The sequence below is a fragment of the Urechidicola vernalis genome (assembly GCF_031846385.1).
Lineage (GTDB): Bacteria > Bacteroidota > Bacteroidia > Flavobacteriales > Flavobacteriaceae > Urechidicola > Urechidicola vernalis.
Window position 1 is genome coordinate 953,152 of record NZ_JAVRHV010000001.1, and the last position, 19,748, is coordinate 972,899.

Consider the following 19,748-nt stretch of genomic DNA (forward strand, 5'->3'; position numbering starts at 1 on the left):
AAAAATCCGTTAGAAAACAAATTTACAAATTCTAACGGATTAATTTTTATATGAAAGAAACATTATCCTTGCTCTTCTTGTGTTCTTAATCTCTGAACATAAGCTGCTTTAATGTTTTGCGCTCTTTTCTCTACAGAAGGCTTTGTGAAATGCTTTCTATTACGCAAATTCTTCATTGTCTTTGTACGGTCAAATTTTCTCTTAAAACGTTTTAACGCTCTATCTATGTTCTCTCCGTCTTTTACTGGTATTATCAACATAACTTGGTTCCTCCTTTCTTAGTTCTCCTATTTTTTTAGGGTGGCGCAAAGATAAAAACTATTTAACAACTAGCAATTAAATTTTATAAAATTATTTACGTTGCTGGTTTATACTCTTTTTTATCTATAATCATTTTTGCAATTACCTCTTTTAATATTTCAGAAGTACCGCCACCTATTGGACCTAATCTGCTATCGCGCAGCATCCTAGCCATTGGATAATCTTCAATATATCCATATCCTCCTAAAATCTGCAAACAATTATAGATTACTTTATCTGCCAATTTTGTCGAATTTAATTTAGACATACTTGCCTCTTTTACGACATACTGCCCAAGCTCCATTCTTTTGGTTATTGAATAATTAAACTCTTTATTCATTTCTATTTCACTAGCCATTTCTGCTACCGAATGCCTCAAAGCTTGAAATTTATCTAATGATTGTCCAAAGGCATGCCTTTCCTCCATGTAATTTACTGCGTACTCCAGGGCAAATTCTGCTCTCGCATGCCCGTTTACACCCATTACTAATCGCTCTAATGCAAAATGCTGCATTATATAAGGAAATCCTTTATCCTCTTCACCTAATAAATTACTTGCAGGGATTACAACATTATCAAATGCTATTTCTCCAGTATCTGATGCTTTCCACCCTAGTTTATCTAATTTAGTTGCAGACAAACCAGGTGTATTTCTATCCACCACAAAAAGACTAATTCCTTTACCTTTCAACTCAGGACTCGTTTTTGCAGCAACCACTAAATAATCAGAATACACACCATTAGTAATAAACGTTTTTGATCCATTTAATACGTAGGTGTCATCAACTTTTACAGCGGTCGTTCTCATTCCTGAAACATCAGATCCAGCAAAAGGTTCAGTAATACACAAACATCCTATTTTATCTCCTTCTATACTTGGAGTCAAATAATTTCTCTTAATCTCTTCAGACCCTTCCTTACTAATATGAGTCATTGCTAAAAAAACATGGGCCCACATTGCTGCAGCAAATCCACCCGAGTTAATCTTCTGTAATTCTTCTAAAAAAATAACAGTATAAAACAAATCTAAATTCAACCCTCCATAAGCCTCTGGATAATTCACACCGAAATAGCCCATCTCTCCAAACTTCTTCCAAATGAACCTATCTATAGTTCCTGTTTTTTCCCATTTATCAATATGCGGAACGACCTCTTTCTGCAAGAAATTCTTAAAACTTTGCCTAAAGACATTATGTTCTTCCGTAAAATACATGCTATTCATTTTCAATTTTCATCATTTATTTAGCTTCCAAATATACGGCGATTCTATCGAACAACTCCAAAGGAAATCCCTCTATATTTTTCAACTCATCCAAAGATTGAATTTCTGCAACCTCATCTCTATAATCAAATATTAGTTTGGTCAATTCATAATCTATATATGGAAGTCGCAATATTTCCTTAAAAGTTGCCGTATTAATGTTTAGAGGCTCAATTACTGGTTTTGAAAGTACCGTGTACTTTTTTAAAACTTCCAACACTACTTCAGGTTTTAAACCATAAACTTCACTAAGTTGATCATCGTTTATAAACCCACCTATAGAATTTCTGAATTTTACAATTCTACTAGATAAGGTTTCCCCTATACCATAAATTTTAATAAAATCTTCTTCTGTTGCTACATTCAAATCTTGCTTAACAATTGGCAGGTTAACTTCATACTTTGTTACACTTGGTCTATCCCTCTTTTGTGATTTCTGCTTATTTACCCATTCCGGAAATTTAAAATATGGAGAAATCTCTGCCAATAAACTATCTGAAATTTTAGTTACTTCCTGAAACTGCTCCGTTGAATTTATGTATTCTCCTTTAGCCCTAAAAGCCAAAAGGCGATCAATCTCATCGGTTGACATCCCTAATTGATATCCTTTAAAATCAGTAATAAAACTTGGATTGAATGGAAAAATTTTAGGCTTTGATGCTGCAATAGATTCCTTTTCTAAAGAATCTAATTCCTTCTGAAACTTTTCAATATTTACTTGATCCGAATGAGATACTTCATAAGTTTTAGAGCCTATATAATTAGGAAACCAAAACCAATAAAAAAATTGAACAACAACGATTAATAACAACAAAAAGAAAATCCCATTTCGTTGGCGTTTATTATACCAAAAATGGGATTTTAATTTTTTCATAAAAATGAATTGGTTTATGCTTTCATACCTTTGATAGCATCTACATATTTAACCATTTCTTCTCTAACTTTAGGGAATAAGAAGAACAGTCCAATCATATTAGGGAATACCAATGCTAAAATCATGGCATCTGAAAATTTAATAACAGCATCTAAAGTTGCTCCTGCCCCAATAACTATAAATATCAAGAATAAGATCTTATAGGTCATATCAGCTTTCTTTCCTTTACCAAATAAATACTTCCAAGATTGTAATCCGTAGTAAGACCAAGAAATCATCGTCGAAAACGCAAATAATACAATTGCAATTGTTAATATATATGAGAATCCAGGAATAACAGAATCAAAAGCTTGAGAAGTTAAATCAACTCCTCCAATAGCTTCTCCGGTAGCGTTTAAAATTACATTGCTATTTCCATCTCCTCCATAAGCAAACACACTCTGCATATCCGTTCCGTTAATATTAAAGAAAATAATAACCAATGCTGTCATTGTACAAATTACAACAGTATCAATAAATGGCTCTAATAAAGCAACTACTCCTTCAGATGCCGGATATTTAGTTTTAACTGCTGAATGCGCAATTGCCGCAGAACCTGCACCTGCTTCGTTCGAAAATGCTGCTCTTTGAAAACCAACAATCAACACTCCAACAAAGCCTCCAAGACCCGCCATAGGAGTAAATGCTCCATTCATAATCAATCCGAAAGCATCACCTATGTAATTTATATTAGCAAAAATAATTATTAAAGAAGCTAATACATAAATTCCAGCCATAAACGGAACAATTTTCTCCGTAATTTTTGCAATTCTTTTAATACCTCCAATAATTACAATTGCAACTAAAACTGCCATTATAACACCGATGATTACCCCAGTAGAACCACCTTCCAAATTCATTAAAGAACTTAGTTGCACTGCTGCTTGATTAGATTGAAATGCATTACCTCCACCAAAAGAAGCTCCAACACATAATACTGCAAAAACAATTCCCAAAACTTTTCCAAGTCTAGTGAACCCACGTTCTTTTAATCCTTTGCTTAAATAATACATTGGACCTCCATGAACCGTTCCATCAGCATCTACATCTCTGTATTTTACACCTAATGTACATTCAACAAATTTTGTAGCCATTCCAAGCAAACCACAAACAATCATCCAGAATGTCGCTCCAGGACCTCCTAAGGCGATTGCTACAGCTACACCGGCAATATTTCCTAAACCAACGGTTCCAGAAACTGCTGTTGCCAATGCTTGAAAATGCGAAACTTCTCCTTCTTGACTTTCATCTTTAATTGTACCAATAACATCACCATCAATTGACATACCTGTATGGTCGTCACCAGACTCATGATGATCTAATTCATCATATTTTCCTCTGACCGTATTAATAGCCATAGGAAATTTAGTAATGTTGGGGAACTTAAAGTAAATTGTAAAAAACAAAGCTCCTGCCACTAATAAAATTACCACAAATGGAATATTATAACTCCCAATTGGCACAGTAGCTAATACAAACCCTTCCCATGCAGTTGCAATTGGCATGAACCAATCATTAATTTTTTCATCTAATCCTTTATCTTGAGCAAAAATAAGAGTCGGTGCTACTGCAAAAAGTAGCGTAAAAAGTTTTTTATACATAATATTTAAATGGAAATTATAATTTCGTTAGTAATTGCTCGCAATATCCTAAAATTTTAAGGTATCATCAAAATATTTTAACAAATACTTAATACAGCGATTTTAATTTTTCTACTTGTTCAGGTCTACCAAGCACAATTAATTTAGAACCTTTATCAAGAGTTATGTCTGCTTCGGGATTAACGATATAATCATTATTCCCATTTTTAAATCCAATAACAGAACAACCCGTTTTTTTTCTTAAGTCTAAATCTCTAATTGATTTCTTAAGATAACTCGATGGAAGATTATCTACCAATACTTCTTGTAGGTTAGCCGACAACTCTCCTTCCATTGAGAGCATATCAACAAATTCTATAATATCTGGTGTTACCACTAATGATGCCATATGATCTCCACCTAATTTGTCCGGCATAATTACATTATCTGCACCCGCAATTTTTAATTTTTTATATGTAGACTCTTCGGATGCCCTACTAATTATTGTTATCTTTTTATTTAATTGCCTAGCAGACAAAACAACAAATAAGTTGTCTGCGTCTGAAGGTAAAGCCACAATTAAACATTTTGCTTTCTCTATTCCCGATGCCTCTAAAACATCATCATCAGTAGCATCTCCTTTTAAATATAAAATTTCCTCCTGCTCTAACTGTAAAAGTTTATCATCACCTTGCTCTATAACTACACATGTTTGATTAAACTTTTTCAATTTTGTAACAGCCTGCTGCCCATTTCTACCATACCCACAAACAACTGTATGCCCAACTAAATTGTCAATTTTCTTTTGCATGTTTTTATGTTTTAATTCTTTAAAAAAAGTACCAATTGCTATGTTTTCTGAAATCACTTTTAAAACATATCCATACAAGAATACGCTTAAAAATATAAGAACGATTGTGAAAATTTTTGCCTCTATAGATAACGGGTGAATCAACCCAAAACCTACAGTAGAAACCGTAATTACAGTCATGTACAAGGCATCTATAAAATTATCTCCAGAGATAATCATATACCCCGAAACCCCTATTGATAGCACAATAAATAAAAGCCCTACTGCCGCATAAAGTTTCTTTTTTACATCCATATATTACAAATCAAAAACAGAACTTCTTTTGGTATAAATCATATCTTTTAATTTCAATAAAAATGCCAATGTTAGGTACAAGGCAAATGATAAACCCACTGTTACAAAGGAAATGTAAATAAAAAACAAACGCACATTGGTTGCTCGCATTCCTAGTTTATCAGCAAATCTTGAAGAGACAGCGAATCCATGGCGTTCGAAAAAATGTCGAATAGAATTAATCAATTTCAATTATAAGATATTTGAAGGCAAGGTACTAGAATTATCAGCAAAATCAAATAAGCTATTCAACTATTGCATCCACAATATATTGCTGAATTTCGGTTCTTATATTTTCCTCACCTAATTTATTATTATCCATGGTAGGATATACTCTGTTTGAAAGAAATACATACACCAGTTGTGTTTTAGGATCCGCCCAAGCATAAGTACCGGTAAATCCACTATGTCCAAAACTTTTATCAGACATACAACCACAGGTTGCCATACTTTCATCATCTAACTGCGGTTTATCAAAACCCAATCCTCGCCGAACATCTTCATCTAAAAAATGACGTGTATTAAAAACCTCAATTGTTTCAGGACTTAAAAAACGATCTCCACCATAATAGCCTTTCTGCAAATACATCTGCATCATTTTTGCAACATCTATTGAATTACCGAACAAGCCAGCATTACCGCTAACTCCATTAAACATAGCAGCTCCCATATCATGTACATAACCATGAAGTGTATCTCGTCTAAAGTAATTATCAACTTCAGAAGGAACAATTCTATCCAAATCTATGTTATTGACTGGATTATAATCTAGTGTCGAAGCACCCAATCGATCATAAAAATTTGCATTATTCAATTCATCCATTCCTTTTCCGTAGGTATCTTTTAGATACCTTTTAAATAGGTAAAAAACCAATCCACTGTACTTATAGCCCGACTTCTCTCTTAAATCTGATTCATAAATTCTTTTATAAATGGTGTCAGTAAATGAATTTCTTAAATATAAATCTTTGCTTACTTGAATAGAATAATCTTTTGATTTTTCAGAGCTATACAATTCAACCAATGGATCTTTAGAAATACTATCCAAAGTTTCTACATAATAAGGAATCCAGGCTTGTAAGCGCGCATTGTGAGAGAGCACTTCTCTCATTGTTAAACTGTCCTTATTTGAACCTTTTAAATAAGGAAGTAATTCGCCCAATTCTGAATCTAATTGAAACAAGTCATCTTCATAACTTTTCATTATCATTGGCAAGCCACCTAATATTTTAGTGAGTGACGCCAAATCATACACATCCGTTAATTCAACCTCTTTTTTTTTTGAATAGGTATGAAAGCCAAAATTTTTATGATATAGTACTTTCCCAAATCTAGCAACTAAAACTTGACCTCCTGGAGCCATTTCTTCGTCAATTACTAATTTAAAAATAGAATCTATTCTTTTCAATTTTTCAGAATTCATTCCAACCTTTTCAGGCATGGCATAACCTAAACGCAATAAATTTGAAGAAAATAAACCATCACCTTCTTTGAACTCATTTTTTATTGAAACGGGTATTTTCCCTTTTGCCGAAAGTGCGCCAAAAATCATCTGTGCAGATATTTCCTGAGACACCTCACTATTTTGATATGACAACAAAACACTTTCAATATTTCTAAAATCCTTTATTTGCAACAAACTATAAGGGCTTGCGAAAACATCTAAAATAACTTTATTATTTTTAGATATCTCTTCTAACCATTCTAATTCTTTCTCACTAAACTTAAAACTTTTCCAAGGATTTACATTTGATTTATGATATCCTACAATGACAAGATCGTAGGGTTTTAGACCTTCAATTAAACTCGAAATATCTTCAGATTTAGCCACATCAACATTTGTATACTTCTTCAGATATTTTATAAAAGTAGCATTATCACTATCGCCTAATTTTACGTATGCTATTTTTTGTTTTTCTAAACTCCTAATTGGAAAAATTTCATCGTCATTCTTTAAAAGAGTCATTGAACTTTCAACCAAATCTCTAAATAAAACTTCATTTTCTGAAGTATTTAAATCTTTGAGTAGTCCTTCAATTTTAATAGGCTCATACTTATGTAAACCCGCCCAATATTTCGTTTTTAAAATTTTTCGAACAGAATGTTCTAATCTTTCTAAAGTTAATTCTCCAGATTCTAAAGCTTTATGAAATCTTTTAAATGTACCAGGTACATCTAAGGGCACGTCTAACAAGTCATTCCCCGCAAGTATGGCACCCAGATTTACATCTGCAGAAGATGCAAAATTTGCAGAACCTTTCATATTTAGAGCGTCTGTAATAATTAATCCTTTAAAGCCTAATTCATCTTGAAGTAAGTCAGTCACAACATTTTTAGATAAAGAAGAAGGAATTTCTTCTTGCGGCTCTAAAATTGGAATACTTAAATGCGCCACCATAATACTGGCTATTCCTTCGTCAATAATTTTTCTATAAGGGTATAATTCTACCTCATCCAAACGTTTTCTGTTAAAATCTAATAAAGGTAGGGTATGATGTGAATCCGCTGCTGTATCTCCATGACCCGGAAAATGCTTCGCACTCGCCACAACATTCATGCTCTGCATACCTTTGGTAAAGGCAATAGACTTTTGAGCAACATTTTCCTGATTCTCACCAAAAGAACGATTGCCAATAATAGGGTTTTTTGGATTGGTATTCACATCTACAACAGGTGCAAAATTCATGTGAATTCCTAATCTGTTACAATGCTCACCAACCTGCTTTCCAAATTCTTCTATTAATTTATTATCCTGAACGGCTCCCAATGTCATATTCCAAGGGTATCGAAATGTTTTTTTCAAACGCATATTCAATCCCCATTCTCCGTCTATTCCAATTAGCATCGGAATTTTAGATTTGGCTTGATATTTATTTGTTAACTCTGCCTGTTTAACGGGTAAATCTTGAAAAAAGATTAGTGATCCTAAGTGATACTTTTCAATTAATTCTAAAATCTGTTTTTCATGCTTTTCATCCTTATTAGAATAGGCCGCAACCATAAACAATTGACCTATTTTCTGATCCAATGTCATCGTGTTTAAAACACTATCCACCCATTTTTTCTGACTTTCCACATCAACGGTTTGCAATGGATCTTTTTGTTGAGAAAAAGAGATTAAGAAACTAAATAAAAAAGTTGCGACTAAAAAATGCTTCATTCTATACTTAGGATTTTATTAGATTCAAAAATCGATTATGCCAGCTTTTATGAATAGGAACTTCCCAATTTAAATTTAATTCTTCTTTGGATTGAACCATATTATTAAAAACGATTGTTTCTGAATTGATCTTACCTTCTTTTAAATAATTTTGAAAATCCATCATGGAAACGGTATTGATATTCTCTCCAATTCTGAAAGCAATATTTAATTTATTCATTAAGTCTAAATTAAACTCATCCTCAAGAAACTTTATTGCTCTTACGGATGAATCAATAGAACAACCGGAAGCCTCATTCACATTCTCATCTACTGCTAATACAATAAATTGATTGTATTTAACCCTAAAGGACGCGTTCAAATCTTCACCATGACGTTGCCAAGTATTTACAAATGTCATTAAACTTTCATTAATTTTCTCAGATTCAATCTTGGAAAACTCGCGATTAGATTGGTATACCCATACACGTGCATTGTTCGGAAGTGATTCAAATGTTACAAACATTCTAAAATAATTTATTGTTAAAACTTCTTAATTTAATAGATGTCAAAACTTTCTTTGTATACAAAGGAAAATCTGATTTTTGAATCCACCCATAATATCCTTGGTCTTTTTCTAACACCTCGGCTACTTTCTTTCCTTTGTATTTCCCAAAGGTAAATATCTCATCTTCATCCTCATCAAACATAATAAAACCTGCAAAATCAGCTCTCTTTTTATGTGTTGAGTATTCACTTAATGACTTCACATCATTTTCTAGATCTTCATACTTTTCAAGTTGTGCCAATAAAATTTCATACGTCGCTTTCGTATCCGCCTCTGCAGAATGCGCATCGGTTAATTCCTTGTCGCAATAAAATTTATATCCGGCACTGAGTGTTCTTTGCTCCTTTTTATGAAATATTACTTGAACATCTACAGCTACCCTATTTTTCATATCAAAATCTACACCAGCCCTTAACATTTCTTCTGCCAATAAAGGAATATCAAATCTATTAGAATTGAATCCTGCCAGATCACAACCTTTAATCATCTCACTTACCTTTATCGCTAGCTCCTTAAAAGTTGGCTCTGTCACAACACGTTCATTAGTTATACCGTGAATATCTGAGGCTTCTTTTGGAATTTCAATTTCAGGATTTACCAACCAAGTACTGCTTTCCTTATTTCCATTTGGCATTACTTTTAAAATCGAAATTTCTACAATTCTATCATTTGCAATGTTGATTCCTGTTGTTTCTAAATCAAAAAACACCATCGGTTTTTTGAGGTTTAATTTTGTCATATTTTCTGTTGATATATTGATGCTAAAAGTACGGATAAATTCGCGTTTTCATAGTTATTAAATTGCTAAAAGTTTTAATAATATCATCATTTTTTTTAATTAAATAATCAATATTAACAATGCCATTATTTTTGAAATATTCTTAATAATTTATCCATTTGTGGTATAATCCAAAAGCATTTATGAAAAATACCGTCATCATTCAAGCCAGTTCACGAAGCAATGGAGATTCCTTTAAAATTTCCGAACAACTCTTAAAACTAAAGGGAATCGATTTTATAGATTTAAATACTTTATCTATCAATCATTACGACTATGACTACCAAAATAAAAACGATGATTTTAACCCATTAGCGACAAAAATTGCAGATAAATATGACAACATCATTTTCATAACACCAATATACTGGTACACTATGAGTGGATTGTTAAAAGTATTTCTAGATCGATTTTCGGATCTAATTAGAATTCATAAAGATACTGGTCGAAAATTCAGAGGTAAAAATGTTGGTCTTATCAGTGTAAATAATTCCGATGCCTATCTCAAAAATTTCTCAGAGCCAATAGATTTATCATGCCAATATTTGGGTATGAACTTTAAAAAATACTTACATGTCCCTGTCATAGATGAAACTATATCAAATAAGAGTATAGAAGAACTAAATCAGTTTTACAATCTTTTTTAAAATACTATTTACTTGCAAATAAAGAGACATCTGTTTTAGAAATTTCCGATTCACCTAAAATCAACAAGCGTTCGACTACATTTCTTAATTCTCTAATATTTCCAGTCCAATCGTACTGTTGTAATAAATCCATCGCTTCTTTAGAAAATGTTTTTACAGCCACACCTTGTTCTTCTGATATTTTATTCGCAAAAAACTGAATTAGCAAAGGAATATCTTCTCTTCTTTCATTTAATGCTGGGACCTTTATAAGTATAACTGCCAATCTATGGTATAAATCTTCTCTAAAACGACCTTCTGAAATTTCTTTTTTTAAGTCTTTATTCGTAGCCGCTACTACTCTAACATCTACTTTTATATCTTTATCACTACCTACCCTACTTATTTTATTTTCTTGCAAGGCTCTAAGAACTTTTGCCTGAGCAGACAAACTCATATCTCCAATCTCATCTAAAAAAACAGTACCCCCATTTGCGGCTTCAAATTTACCAGCTCGGTCTTTATTTGCTCCTGTAAAAGAACCTTTCACGTGTCCAAACAATTCACTCTCAATCAACTCAGAAGGAATAGCAGCACAGTTCACTTCAATCATAGGTGCTTTTGTTCTATTACTCTTTTCATGTAACCAATGTGCAACCAATTCTTTCCCTGTACCGTTTGGACCAGTAATTAATACACGGGCATCTGTGATTGCGACTTTTTCGATGATACTCTTTATATGAACAATTGCATCACTCTCGCCAACCATTTCATATTTCTTACTAACTTTCTTTTTAAGCCGCTTGTTTTCTACAACCAATTCTTTTCTATCCAAAGCATTTCTAACCGTGTTTAGTAAACGGTTTAAATCTGGTGGCTTAGAAATATAGTCAAATGCCCCCAAACGCATTGTATTGACAGCCAATTCCAAATCTCCATGACCAGAAATCATTACAATTGGAATTTCAGGTTTTACTTTCTTAATTTTTTCGAGTACCTCCATTCCATCCATTTTGGGCATTTTAATATCACATAAAATTAAATCGAAATCCTCTTTTTGGACTTTTTCAATTCCTTCTAATCCATCTTCTGCTTCATCTACTAAATATGTGTCACTCTCTTCAGAAATAATCTTCTTTAACACCCGTCTAATGGCTGATTCGTCTTCTATAATTAATATTTTTGACATCCTTTGCTTCTTTTAACAATTAATATTAATACCGCATCCATTTATACAATTCTTTGTACGTAGGTTTCTTACCATACATCAAAATTCCAATTCGATATATTTTAGCGGCAAACCAAACGATAATCAAAAACGTTGCCAATAATAACACGAGTGAAATTAAAATTTCCCACCACGCTACACCAAATGGAATTCTCATTAGCATAACGATTGGAGAAGTAAACGGAATCATAGAAAAGACTGTTGAAATTGGGCCATGTGGATCACTAATTACCGCGGCAAAACCCACATAAACACCTAACATTAAAGGTATTAACACAGGTAACATAAATTGCTGCGTATCAGTCTCATTATCTACCGCAGCACCAATAGCCGCATAAATTGAACTATACAACAAATACCCTCCAATAAAATATATAATAAAAGAAATGAACATTGTAACCAATGGCAATTTCATAATTTCAGCAAAAATTAGTTGAGCCTCATTACTTGCCACTTCTTTCATAACCTCACTTTGTTCTACCGGAACATTTACCCCTTCTAAATTCACGGGTTCTACACCAAAAATAGACGAAGCAACAACTCCAATAATTACTAAAAGTATGCCCCAAATTGTAAACTGAAGTAAGCCCGCTAAAGCAGTTCCAACAATTTTACCCATCATTAACTCAAATGGCTTTACTGATGATATAATTACCTCTATTATTCTACTTGTCTTCTCTTCAATGACACTACGCATTACCATGGCTCCATAAATAATTATGAACATCATGATCATATATCCAGCAGACATACCAATTCCAATCTTCATACCATTGATCAATTTAGAAGATTTCTCACCTAAAAAGTCAGATAACTGAATGGAGGCAGAGACTTTTGAATTATTTAATTTCTTAATATCTAAGCCCAATTGCTTCATTCTTTCCTCTTCTAGCCTACCTTCTACCAAACTCTCTAAGGTGGACACCATTATTATATTGGGTGATTTCTTGGAGTAAAATTGGACGTTTGAAGCAATGTCGACAATACTATCTTTTCTTGGTATATAAAGGAGCCCATAAAACTCATTTGACTCAACCTTAGATTTTGCAATTTCAAAACTGTCACCAGAAAAATTCTCGTAAAGTACCGATGGAGAACTTTGAAAATCGCTTTCTAGAAAATATCCAGACTCATCTAAATACGCGATAGTTTTAACACTATCTTGATTTAATTTTGTTAAGAACCCTATTAAAACACCTAAGCCAATTACAATTAATGGACTTAATATGGTCATAACCAAAAATGTTTTATTTCTAACCTTAGAAATAAATTCTCGCTTAATTATCAATTTTAATTTATCCATTTCGATGAGAATTTACAGCTTTAATAAAAATATCATTTACACTAGGAATCATTTCAACAAAATGACGTAATTCTCCTTTAGAACTTAAGAAAGTTAACAAATCATTAGAAGTGTCATTTTTATTAATCTTTATTTTTATTGCCAATTCTTTGTCATTAATTGCAAGATTTGAGGGCTGGGTCGTGAACTTATTTTCAATCTCTTTTTGTAATTGTTTTGGTTGCTCAACCTTTAAAACCACTTCATATAGATTTGATTTAAACTGTTGTTTAACAACGTTTAATTTCCCGTCTAAAATCTTTTCAGAATTATTAATTAATGCAATATGCTCACACAATTCCTCTACTGATTCCATTCTATGGGTTGAAAAAATTACTGTGGCCCCTTCATCTCTTAATTGCAATATTTCATCTTTTATTAGATTGGCATTAATAGGATCAAAACCGCTAAACGGCTCGTCAAATATTAACAACTTAGGACGATGCATCACCGTTACAATAAACTGTACTTTTTGAGCCATCCCTTTAGAAAGTTCTTGCACTTTCTTATTCCACCAATCTCCAATTTCAAATTTATCGAACCAATATTTTAACTGGGCTTTAGCTTCATTTTTAGGCATCCCTTTTAATTGCGCCAAATACAAGGCTTGTTCGCCAACTTTCATGCTTTTATAAAGCCCTCTCTCCTCTGGTAAGTATCCAATTAAATGAACGTCCTCCGGAACCAGTTCTTTTCCATTAAAAAAAATAGACCCGCTATCTGGTAAAATAATTTGGTTAATTATTCTGATGAGGGATGTTTTACCGGCTCCATTTGGACCAAGCAACCCAAATACACCTCCCTGCGGAACATTTATAGATACATTTTTTAGAGCGGTATAATCTCCATATTGCTTTACCAACTCTCGTACCTCAAGTAAATTACTCATTTATATGATTTGTTTTTTCAAATATACTCAATTAGTATTCTAGAACAATTGAAAATATTTTTTCAATTTACTATGCATGCATAATATATTTTTATATATTTGAAACATGATTAAAGAAAAATCAATTGACCATCATTTAAGAGCAACCTGGCAAGCAGTTGCAAAAATGTACAATGAGCAAGCCACTAAACACGATAGTACAATGGCTGTTGCTTTTGTTCTATTGAACATAGATTATGAAAACGGAACGCCATCCACAGCACTTGGCCCGCAAATGGGTATGGAAGCGACAAGTCTTTCAAGAATACTAAAAAGTATGGAAGAGAAAGGTGCTATTTACAGAGAAAAGAATCCTAAGGACGGACGAAGCGTTTTGATAAAACTTACTGAATTAGGAAAAGAGAAAAGAGAAGTTTCCAAATTATCGGTGATCCGATTTAATGAGGTTATCAGAAATAATATTTCACAAGAAAAATTGGATAACTTTTTTGAAGTTACCGAAACCATAAACAGATTAATATCAAATAGAGATATTTTCTAATAAAGATTAATGAACAATGAAAAGACGAATTAAAAAAGTAGCAATTATCGGATCCGGAATTATGGGATCTGGTATTGCTTGTCATTTTGCAAATATTGGAATTGAAGTCCTGTTATTAGACATCGTTCCTAGAGAGTTAAATGATCTTCAGAAAAAGAAAGGCCTAACTTTAGAGAGCAAAATTGTTAGAAATAGTATTGTAAATGCTGCATTAACGACCTCTTTAAAATCGAAGCCATCTCCAATTTACGATCAAAAATTTGCCAGCAGAATTACTACGGGTAATGTCGATGACGATCTAAATAAAATTGCAGATGTAGATTGGGTAATGGAAGTTGTAGTTGAACGCTTAGACATTAAACAGCAAGTTTTTGAAAAAGTAGAACAATACCGTAAACCTGGTACTTTAATTACCTCCAATACTTCCGGTATTCCAATTAAATTTATGAATGAAGGGCGTAGCGAAGACTTTCAAAAGCACTTTGCGGTAACTCACTTTTTTAATCCGCCTAGATACCTAAAATTATTTGAAGTTGTACCTGGACCAAATTGTAAACAAGAAGTCACCGATTTCTTAATGATGTATGGAGAAAAGTTCTTAGGTAAAACTTCGGTTTTAGCAAAAGACACTCCTGCGTTTATTGGAAATAGAATTGGAATATTCGGCATTATGAGTTTATTCCATCAAGTAAAAGAATTAGGATTAACCATTGAAGAAGTCGATAAACTTACGGGCCCTGTAATTGGACGACCTAAGTCGGCAACATTTAGAACTGTTGATGTGGTCGGTTTAGACACTTTGGTTCATGTAGCAAATGGTTTGTATGAAAACTGTCCGAATGATGAAGCCCATGAGTTGTTCAAACTTCCAGGGTTCATCAACACAATGATGGAGAATAAATGGTTGGGTAGTAAAACAAAACAAGGATTCTATAAAAAGGTGGTGAATGATGGCAAGAAAGAGATCCTTTCTTTAGATTTAAATTCATTGGAGTATCGTTCCAAACAAAAGGCCAAATTTGCCACCTTAGAATTGACGAAAACGGTTGACAAAGTAATTGATCGATTTAAAATTTTAGTAAAAGGAAAAGACAAAGCAGGAGAATTCTACAGAAAGAATTTTGCAGCGATGTTTGCTTATGTCCAAAACCGAATTCCGGAAATTTCTGATGAATTATATCGTATAGATGATGCAATGAAAGCTGGGTTTGGCTGGGAACACGGCCCATTTGAAATATGGGATGCCATTGGTGTAGAAAAAGGAATTGAGTTATTGCAATCCGAAGGATTTGAACCTGCTCCATGGATAACAAAAATGTTAGCCTCAGGAAATACAAGTTTTTATTCAGTTAGTGAAGGTGCTAAAAATTACTATGCAATTCCAGATAAAAAACAGGTGAAAGTACCGGGTCAAGATTCCTTTATTATTTTAGATAACATCAGAGAGTCAAAAACAATTTGGTCTAACAGCGGAGCATCTATCCAACATTTAGGAGATGGAGTTTTAAACGTTGAATTCCAGTCAAAAATGAATACGCTTGGTGGTGAAGTTTTGGCCGCAATCAATAAAGGAATTGATTTAGCAGAAACTGAATATGACGCAGTAATTTTAGGAAATCAAGGTCCTAATTTTTCTGTTGGCGCCAATTTAGGTATGGTATTTATGATGGCTGTAGAACAGGAATATGATGAATTAAATTTCTCTGTAAAATATTTCCAAGACACGGTTATGAGATTAAGATATTCTTCTTGCCCAACAATAGTTGCACCACATGGTTACGCTTTTGGTGGAGCATGTGAAATGTCTTTACATGCCGATAAAGTTATTGCAGCCGCAGAAACATATATGGGATTGGTAGAATTTGGAGTAGGGATTATTCCTGGTGGTGCTGGTTCTAAAGAAATGGCGGTAAGAGCTGGTGAAGGTCTTCTAAAAGACGATGTTAAATTGAATAAACTAAGAGATTATTTTATAAATGTAGCTATGGCTAAAGTCGCTACATCGGCTTATGAGGCTTATGATTTAGGATTCTTAAAACCACACAAAGATTTGGTAGTGGTAAATAAAGAACGACAAATAGCAACTGCAAAAAGACATGCAATTCAGATGTTAGAAGATGGTTATTCACAACCAACTCCGAAACAAGTAAAAGTATTAGGACAACAAGCATTAGGTATGTTCTTAGTTGGAACCGATAGTTTAGAAAAAGGTCATTATGCATCAGAGCATGACAAAAAAATGGCAAATAAACTAGGTTACGTTATGGCCGGAGGAGACTTATCAGAACCGACAATAGTATCAGAACAATACTTATTAGATTTAGAAAGGGAAGCCTTTATGAGTTTATGTACTGAACGTAAAACTTTAGAGCGAATAGAGCATATGTTAAAGACAGGTAAACCGCTTCGTAATTAAAAAGATAAGAAATGAAAACAGCATATATAGTAACAGGATACAGAACAGCAGTTGGAAAAGCTCCGAAAGGTGTTTTTAGGTTTAAAAGACCTGATGAATTGGCTGCGGAAACTATTGAGCGTCTTTTAAAAGATGTGCCTCAATTAGATAAAACCAGAATAGATGACGTCATAGTTGGTAATGCTATGCCAGAAGCAGAACAAGGATTAAACGTAGGTAGATTAATCTCTTTAATGGGATTAAAGATTGACGATGTACCTGGCATGACCGTAAATAGATACTGTGCCTCAGGATTAGAAACAATTAGTATTGCCGCAGCTAAAATTCAGTCTGGAATGGCAGATTGTATCATTGCAGGTGGTGCAGAGAGTATGAGTTATATCCCGATGGGTGGATACAGACCTGTTCCAAATTACAAGGCGGCGAAAGAAGGAAACGAAGAATATTATTGGGGAATGGGATTAACTGCTGAAGCAGTGGCCCAACAATATAAAGTATCAAGAGAAGATCAAGATGCATTTGCTTTTAATTCACACAAAAAAGCACTTGCCGGTTTAGACAATGGAATTTTTAAAGACGATATCGTTCCAATTGATGTAGAGCACATTTTTATTAATGATCAAGGAAAGAAAGAAACTAAAAACTATACAGTAGCACAAGATGAAGGACCGCGTAGAGGAACTTCTATAGAAGCATTGGCAAAATTACGTGCGGTATTTGCGCAAGGCGGAAGTGTAACTGCTGGTAATTCTTCTCAGATGAGTGATGGTGCGGCATTTGTTATGGTAATGAGCGAAGAAATGGTAAAAGAATTAAAAATCGAACCAATTGCAAGAATGGTTTCTTACGCTGCTATGGGTGTTGAACCTAGAATTATGGGTATTGGCCCAGTCGCAGCAGTTCCAAAAGCATTAAAGCAAGCAGGACTGTCATTAAATGATATTGATTTATTTGAACTCAATGAAGCATTTGCTTCACAGTCAATTGCCGTTATTAGAGAATTGGATTTAAATCCAGATATCGTTAACGTAAATGGTGGTGCTATTGCTTTAGGACATCCTTTAGGGTGCACTGGTGCAAAACTATCGGTGCAATTATTTAATGAAATGAGAAGAAGAAAAAATAAATATGGAATAGTAACTATGTGTGTTGGAACCGGTCAAGGTGCCGCAGGTGTTTACGAACTTTTAACTTAATAACAATGAATACAATAAAAGGAGGAGAATTTTTAATTAAAGAAATTAAAGCCGAAGATGTTTTTATTACGGAAGAATTTACCGAAGAACAACAGATGATGAAGGATGCGGTTATTGAATTTATTGACCGTGAAGTATGGCCTCACAAGGAACGTTTTGAAAATAAGGATTACGATCTTACCGAAGAAGTAATGCGTAAGATTGGAGAAATGGGCTTTTTAGGTGTTTCAATTCCTGAACAATATGGCGGAATCGGAATGGGCTTTGTTTCTACTATGTTAGTGACTGATTATATGTCGGCTGCAACAGGATCTATAGGAACTGCTTACGGAGCACATACCGGTATTGGTACAATGCCTATATTCTTGTATGGGACTGAAGAGCAAAAAATGAAGTATTTACCGGCCTTAACTTCGGGTGAAAAATTTGGAGCTTATTGTTTAACTGAACCCGGTGCAGGTAGTGATGCTAATTCAGGGAAAACAACCGCTGAATTGACTGAAGATAGTAAACATTATAAAATTAACGGGCAAAAAATGTGGATCTCAAATGCCGGGTTTGCCGAAGTTTTTATCGTATTTGCTAGAATTGAAGATGATAAGAACATTACTGCTTTTGTATTAGATTATGACAAGGACAACCCTAATGGAATTACCTTAGGAGAAGAAGAAGATAAATTAGGTATTATCTCCTCTTCTACTCGTCAGGTATTCTTTAATGATACAATTGTTCCTATAGATGCAATGTTGTCTGAAAGAAACAAAGGGTTTAAGATTGCTTTAAATTCCTTAAATGTTGGAAGAATTAAATTAGGTGCTGCCTGTTTAGATGCTGGAAGAAGAATTATCACAGAGTCCACAAAATATGCAAACGAACGAATTCAATTTAAAACACCAATTTCTAGTTTTGGAGCTATTCAGAAGAAATTGGCAGATATGAGCACTCGAATTTTTGCAAGTGATGCTGCATCATATCGTGCAGCAAAAGATATCCAAAATATGATTGATGCAAAATTGGCCGAAGGTAAAACACACGAACAAGCAGAATTGGATGCATTCCAAGAGTATGCCATTGAATGTGCAATTATTAAGGTATTTGCATCAGAGTCTTCTCAGATGGTATCGGATGAAGGAATACAAATTTTTGGTGGAATGGGATTCTCTAAAGAAACACCCATGGAAAGTGCTTGGAGAGATGCCAGAATTACCAGAATTTACGAAGGAACAAATGAGATTAATAGACTATTAACCGTGGGAATGTTGCTTAAAAAAGCTATGAAAGGGTCAATTGATTTAATTACACCTGCTATGGAAGTTGGTAATAGTCTAATGGCAATTCCTTCATTCGACACACCTGATTTCTCTGAAGTGCTTTCAGAAGAAAAGGCTATGATTGAAAAATTAAAGAAATTATTTCTGATGGTTTCTGGTAAAGCCGTTCAGACATATGGAATGGATTTAGACTCTCATCAGCAATTAATTCTATGTGCTGCCGAAATTATGATTGAAATCTACGTGGCTGAAAGTGCCGTTTTAAAAGCTGAAAAAGTGGCTAAATTGACATCTGAGAAAGAAGCAGAAGGACAAATTGCAATGGCAAAATTAAATCTTTACAACGCTGTAGAGAAAATGAATACAGTAGGTAAAGAAGGTATCGTATACTTCGCCGAAGGTGATGAACAACGTATGATGTTAATGGGACTTAAAAGATTTACAAAGTATGTAAATCAACCAAACGTAATTGAATTACGTAAAACCGTTGCATCGAAAGTTATTGCTAAAAACGAATACTGTTTTTAGCAGTTTGGTTAGTTGGTTAAAAATCTCA

17 protein-coding genes are annotated in these 19,748 nt (G+C 33.6%); 5 read left to right on the forward strand and 12 right to left on the reverse strand.

Annotated features, from left to right (window positions below):
- Window positions 1–62: 62 nt before the first annotated feature.
- The 9 genes from rpsU to RM519_RS04320 form a co-directional block, all read right to left on the reverse strand.
- The gene (gene rpsU / locus RM519_RS04280; protein ID WP_311592318.1) at window positions 63–260 is read right to left on the reverse strand and encodes a 30S ribosomal protein S21; all 198 of its coding nucleotides are present in this window, start codon (window positions 258–260) and stop codon (window positions 63–65) included.
- A gap of 95 nt (window positions 261–355) precedes the next feature.
- On the reverse strand, window positions 356–1,522 hold the full coding sequence (locus RM519_RS04285; RefSeq protein ID WP_311592319.1) for an acyl-CoA dehydrogenase family protein: 1,167 nt from the start codon (window positions 1,520–1,522) through the stop codon (window positions 356–358).
- A gap of 16 nt (window positions 1,523–1,538) precedes the next feature.
- On the reverse strand, window positions 1,539–2,435 hold the full coding sequence (locus tag RM519_RS04290; RefSeq protein WP_311592320.1) for a ComEA family DNA-binding protein: 897 nt from the start codon (window positions 2,433–2,435) through the stop codon (window positions 1,539–1,541).
- 14 nt (window positions 2,436–2,449) lie between these two features.
- A complete protein-coding gene (locus RM519_RS04295) occupies window positions 2,450–4,075 on the reverse strand; it encodes an alanine/glycine:cation symporter family protein (protein WP_311592322.1) in 1,626 nt (541 codons plus the stop codon).
- A gap of 88 nt (window positions 4,076–4,163) precedes the next feature.
- Window positions 4,164–5,159, reverse strand: coding sequence for a potassium channel family protein (locus RM519_RS04300; protein WP_311592323.1), 996 nt, complete (start codon window positions 5,157–5,159; stop codon window positions 4,164–4,166).
- A 3-nt stretch (window positions 5,160–5,162) separates the two neighbouring features.
- Entirely contained in the window at window positions 5,163–5,384 is a 222-nt protein-coding gene (locus RM519_RS04305; protein WP_311592565.1) for a PspC domain-containing protein, read from the reverse strand.
- A 58-nt stretch (window positions 5,385–5,442) separates the two neighbouring features.
- Complete coding sequence (locus RM519_RS04310; RefSeq protein WP_311592324.1) at window positions 5,443–8,358, reverse strand: serine hydrolase domain-containing protein; 2,916 nt, start codon at window positions 8,356–8,358, stop codon at window positions 5,443–5,445.
- Window positions 8,359–8,365: 7 nt separating this feature from the next.
- Window positions 8,366–8,863, reverse strand: coding sequence for an ABC transporter ATPase (locus RM519_RS04315; RefSeq protein WP_311592325.1), 498 nt, complete (start codon window positions 8,861–8,863; stop codon window positions 8,366–8,368).
- Window position 8,864: 1 nt separating this feature from the next.
- Window positions 8,865–9,644 (reverse strand): exonuclease domain-containing protein, encoded by a 780-nt coding sequence (locus RM519_RS04320; RefSeq protein ID WP_311592326.1) that lies wholly within the window; start codon window positions 9,642–9,644, stop codon window positions 8,865–8,867.
- 182 nt (window positions 9,645–9,826) lie between these two features.
- Between RM519_RS04320 and RM519_RS04325 the strand changes: the two genes are divergently transcribed.
- The gene (locus RM519_RS04325; protein ID WP_311592327.1) at window positions 9,827–10,330 is read left to right on the forward strand and encodes a flavodoxin family protein; all 504 of its coding nucleotides are present in this window, start codon (window positions 9,827–9,829) and stop codon (window positions 10,328–10,330) included.
- Between the two features lie 4 nt (window positions 10,331–10,334).
- Here RM519_RS04325 and RM519_RS04330 read toward each other — a convergent pair whose 3' ends face one another.
- From RM519_RS04330 to RM519_RS04340, 3 genes are read right to left on the reverse strand one after another with little or no spacing between them, the layout of a single operon-like run.
- Window positions 10,335–11,498 (reverse strand): sigma-54-dependent transcriptional regulator, encoded by a 1,164-nt coding sequence (locus RM519_RS04330; RefSeq protein WP_311592328.1) that lies wholly within the window; start codon window positions 11,496–11,498, stop codon window positions 10,335–10,337.
- Window positions 11,499–11,523: 25 nt separating this feature from the next.
- Window positions 11,524–12,840, reverse strand: coding sequence for an ABC transporter permease (locus RM519_RS04335; RefSeq protein ID WP_311592329.1), 1,317 nt, complete (start codon window positions 12,838–12,840; stop codon window positions 11,524–11,526).
- Complete coding sequence (locus tag RM519_RS04340; protein ID WP_311592330.1) at window positions 12,833–13,768, reverse strand: ABC transporter ATP-binding protein; 936 nt, start codon at window positions 13,766–13,768, stop codon at window positions 12,833–12,835. The genes RM519_RS04335 and RM519_RS04340 overlap by 8 nt, the downstream gene beginning before the upstream one ends.
- Window positions 13,769–13,874: 106 nt before the next feature.
- Here RM519_RS04340 and RM519_RS04345 point away from each other — a divergent pair, with 106 nt between their 5' ends.
- Genes RM519_RS04345 through RM519_RS04360 form a run of 4 tightly spaced genes read left to right on the forward strand, consistent with a single transcriptional unit; the run spans window position 13,875 to window position 19,720 of the window.
- The gene (locus tag RM519_RS04345; protein WP_311592331.1) at window positions 13,875–14,309 is read left to right on the forward strand and encodes a MarR family winged helix-turn-helix transcriptional regulator; all 435 of its coding nucleotides are present in this window, start codon (window positions 13,875–13,877) and stop codon (window positions 14,307–14,309) included.
- Between the two features lie 16 nt (window positions 14,310–14,325).
- Window positions 14,326–16,725 carry a 3-hydroxyacyl-CoA dehydrogenase/enoyl-CoA hydratase family protein gene (locus RM519_RS04350; protein ID WP_311592332.1) on the forward strand — a complete coding sequence of 800 codons (2,400 nt, stop codon included), beginning with the start codon at window positions 14,326–14,328 and terminating at the stop codon, window positions 16,723–16,725.
- Between the two features lie 11 nt (window positions 16,726–16,736).
- A complete protein-coding gene (locus tag RM519_RS04355; RefSeq protein ID WP_311592333.1) occupies window positions 16,737–17,921 on the forward strand; it encodes an acetyl-CoA C-acyltransferase in 1,185 nt (394 codons plus the stop codon).
- Window positions 17,922–17,926: 5 nt separating this feature from the next.
- Complete coding sequence (locus tag RM519_RS04360; RefSeq protein WP_311592334.1) at window positions 17,927–19,720, forward strand: acyl-CoA dehydrogenase FadE; 1,794 nt, start codon at window positions 17,927–17,929, stop codon at window positions 19,718–19,720.
- Window positions 19,721–19,748: the final 28 nt, after the last annotated feature.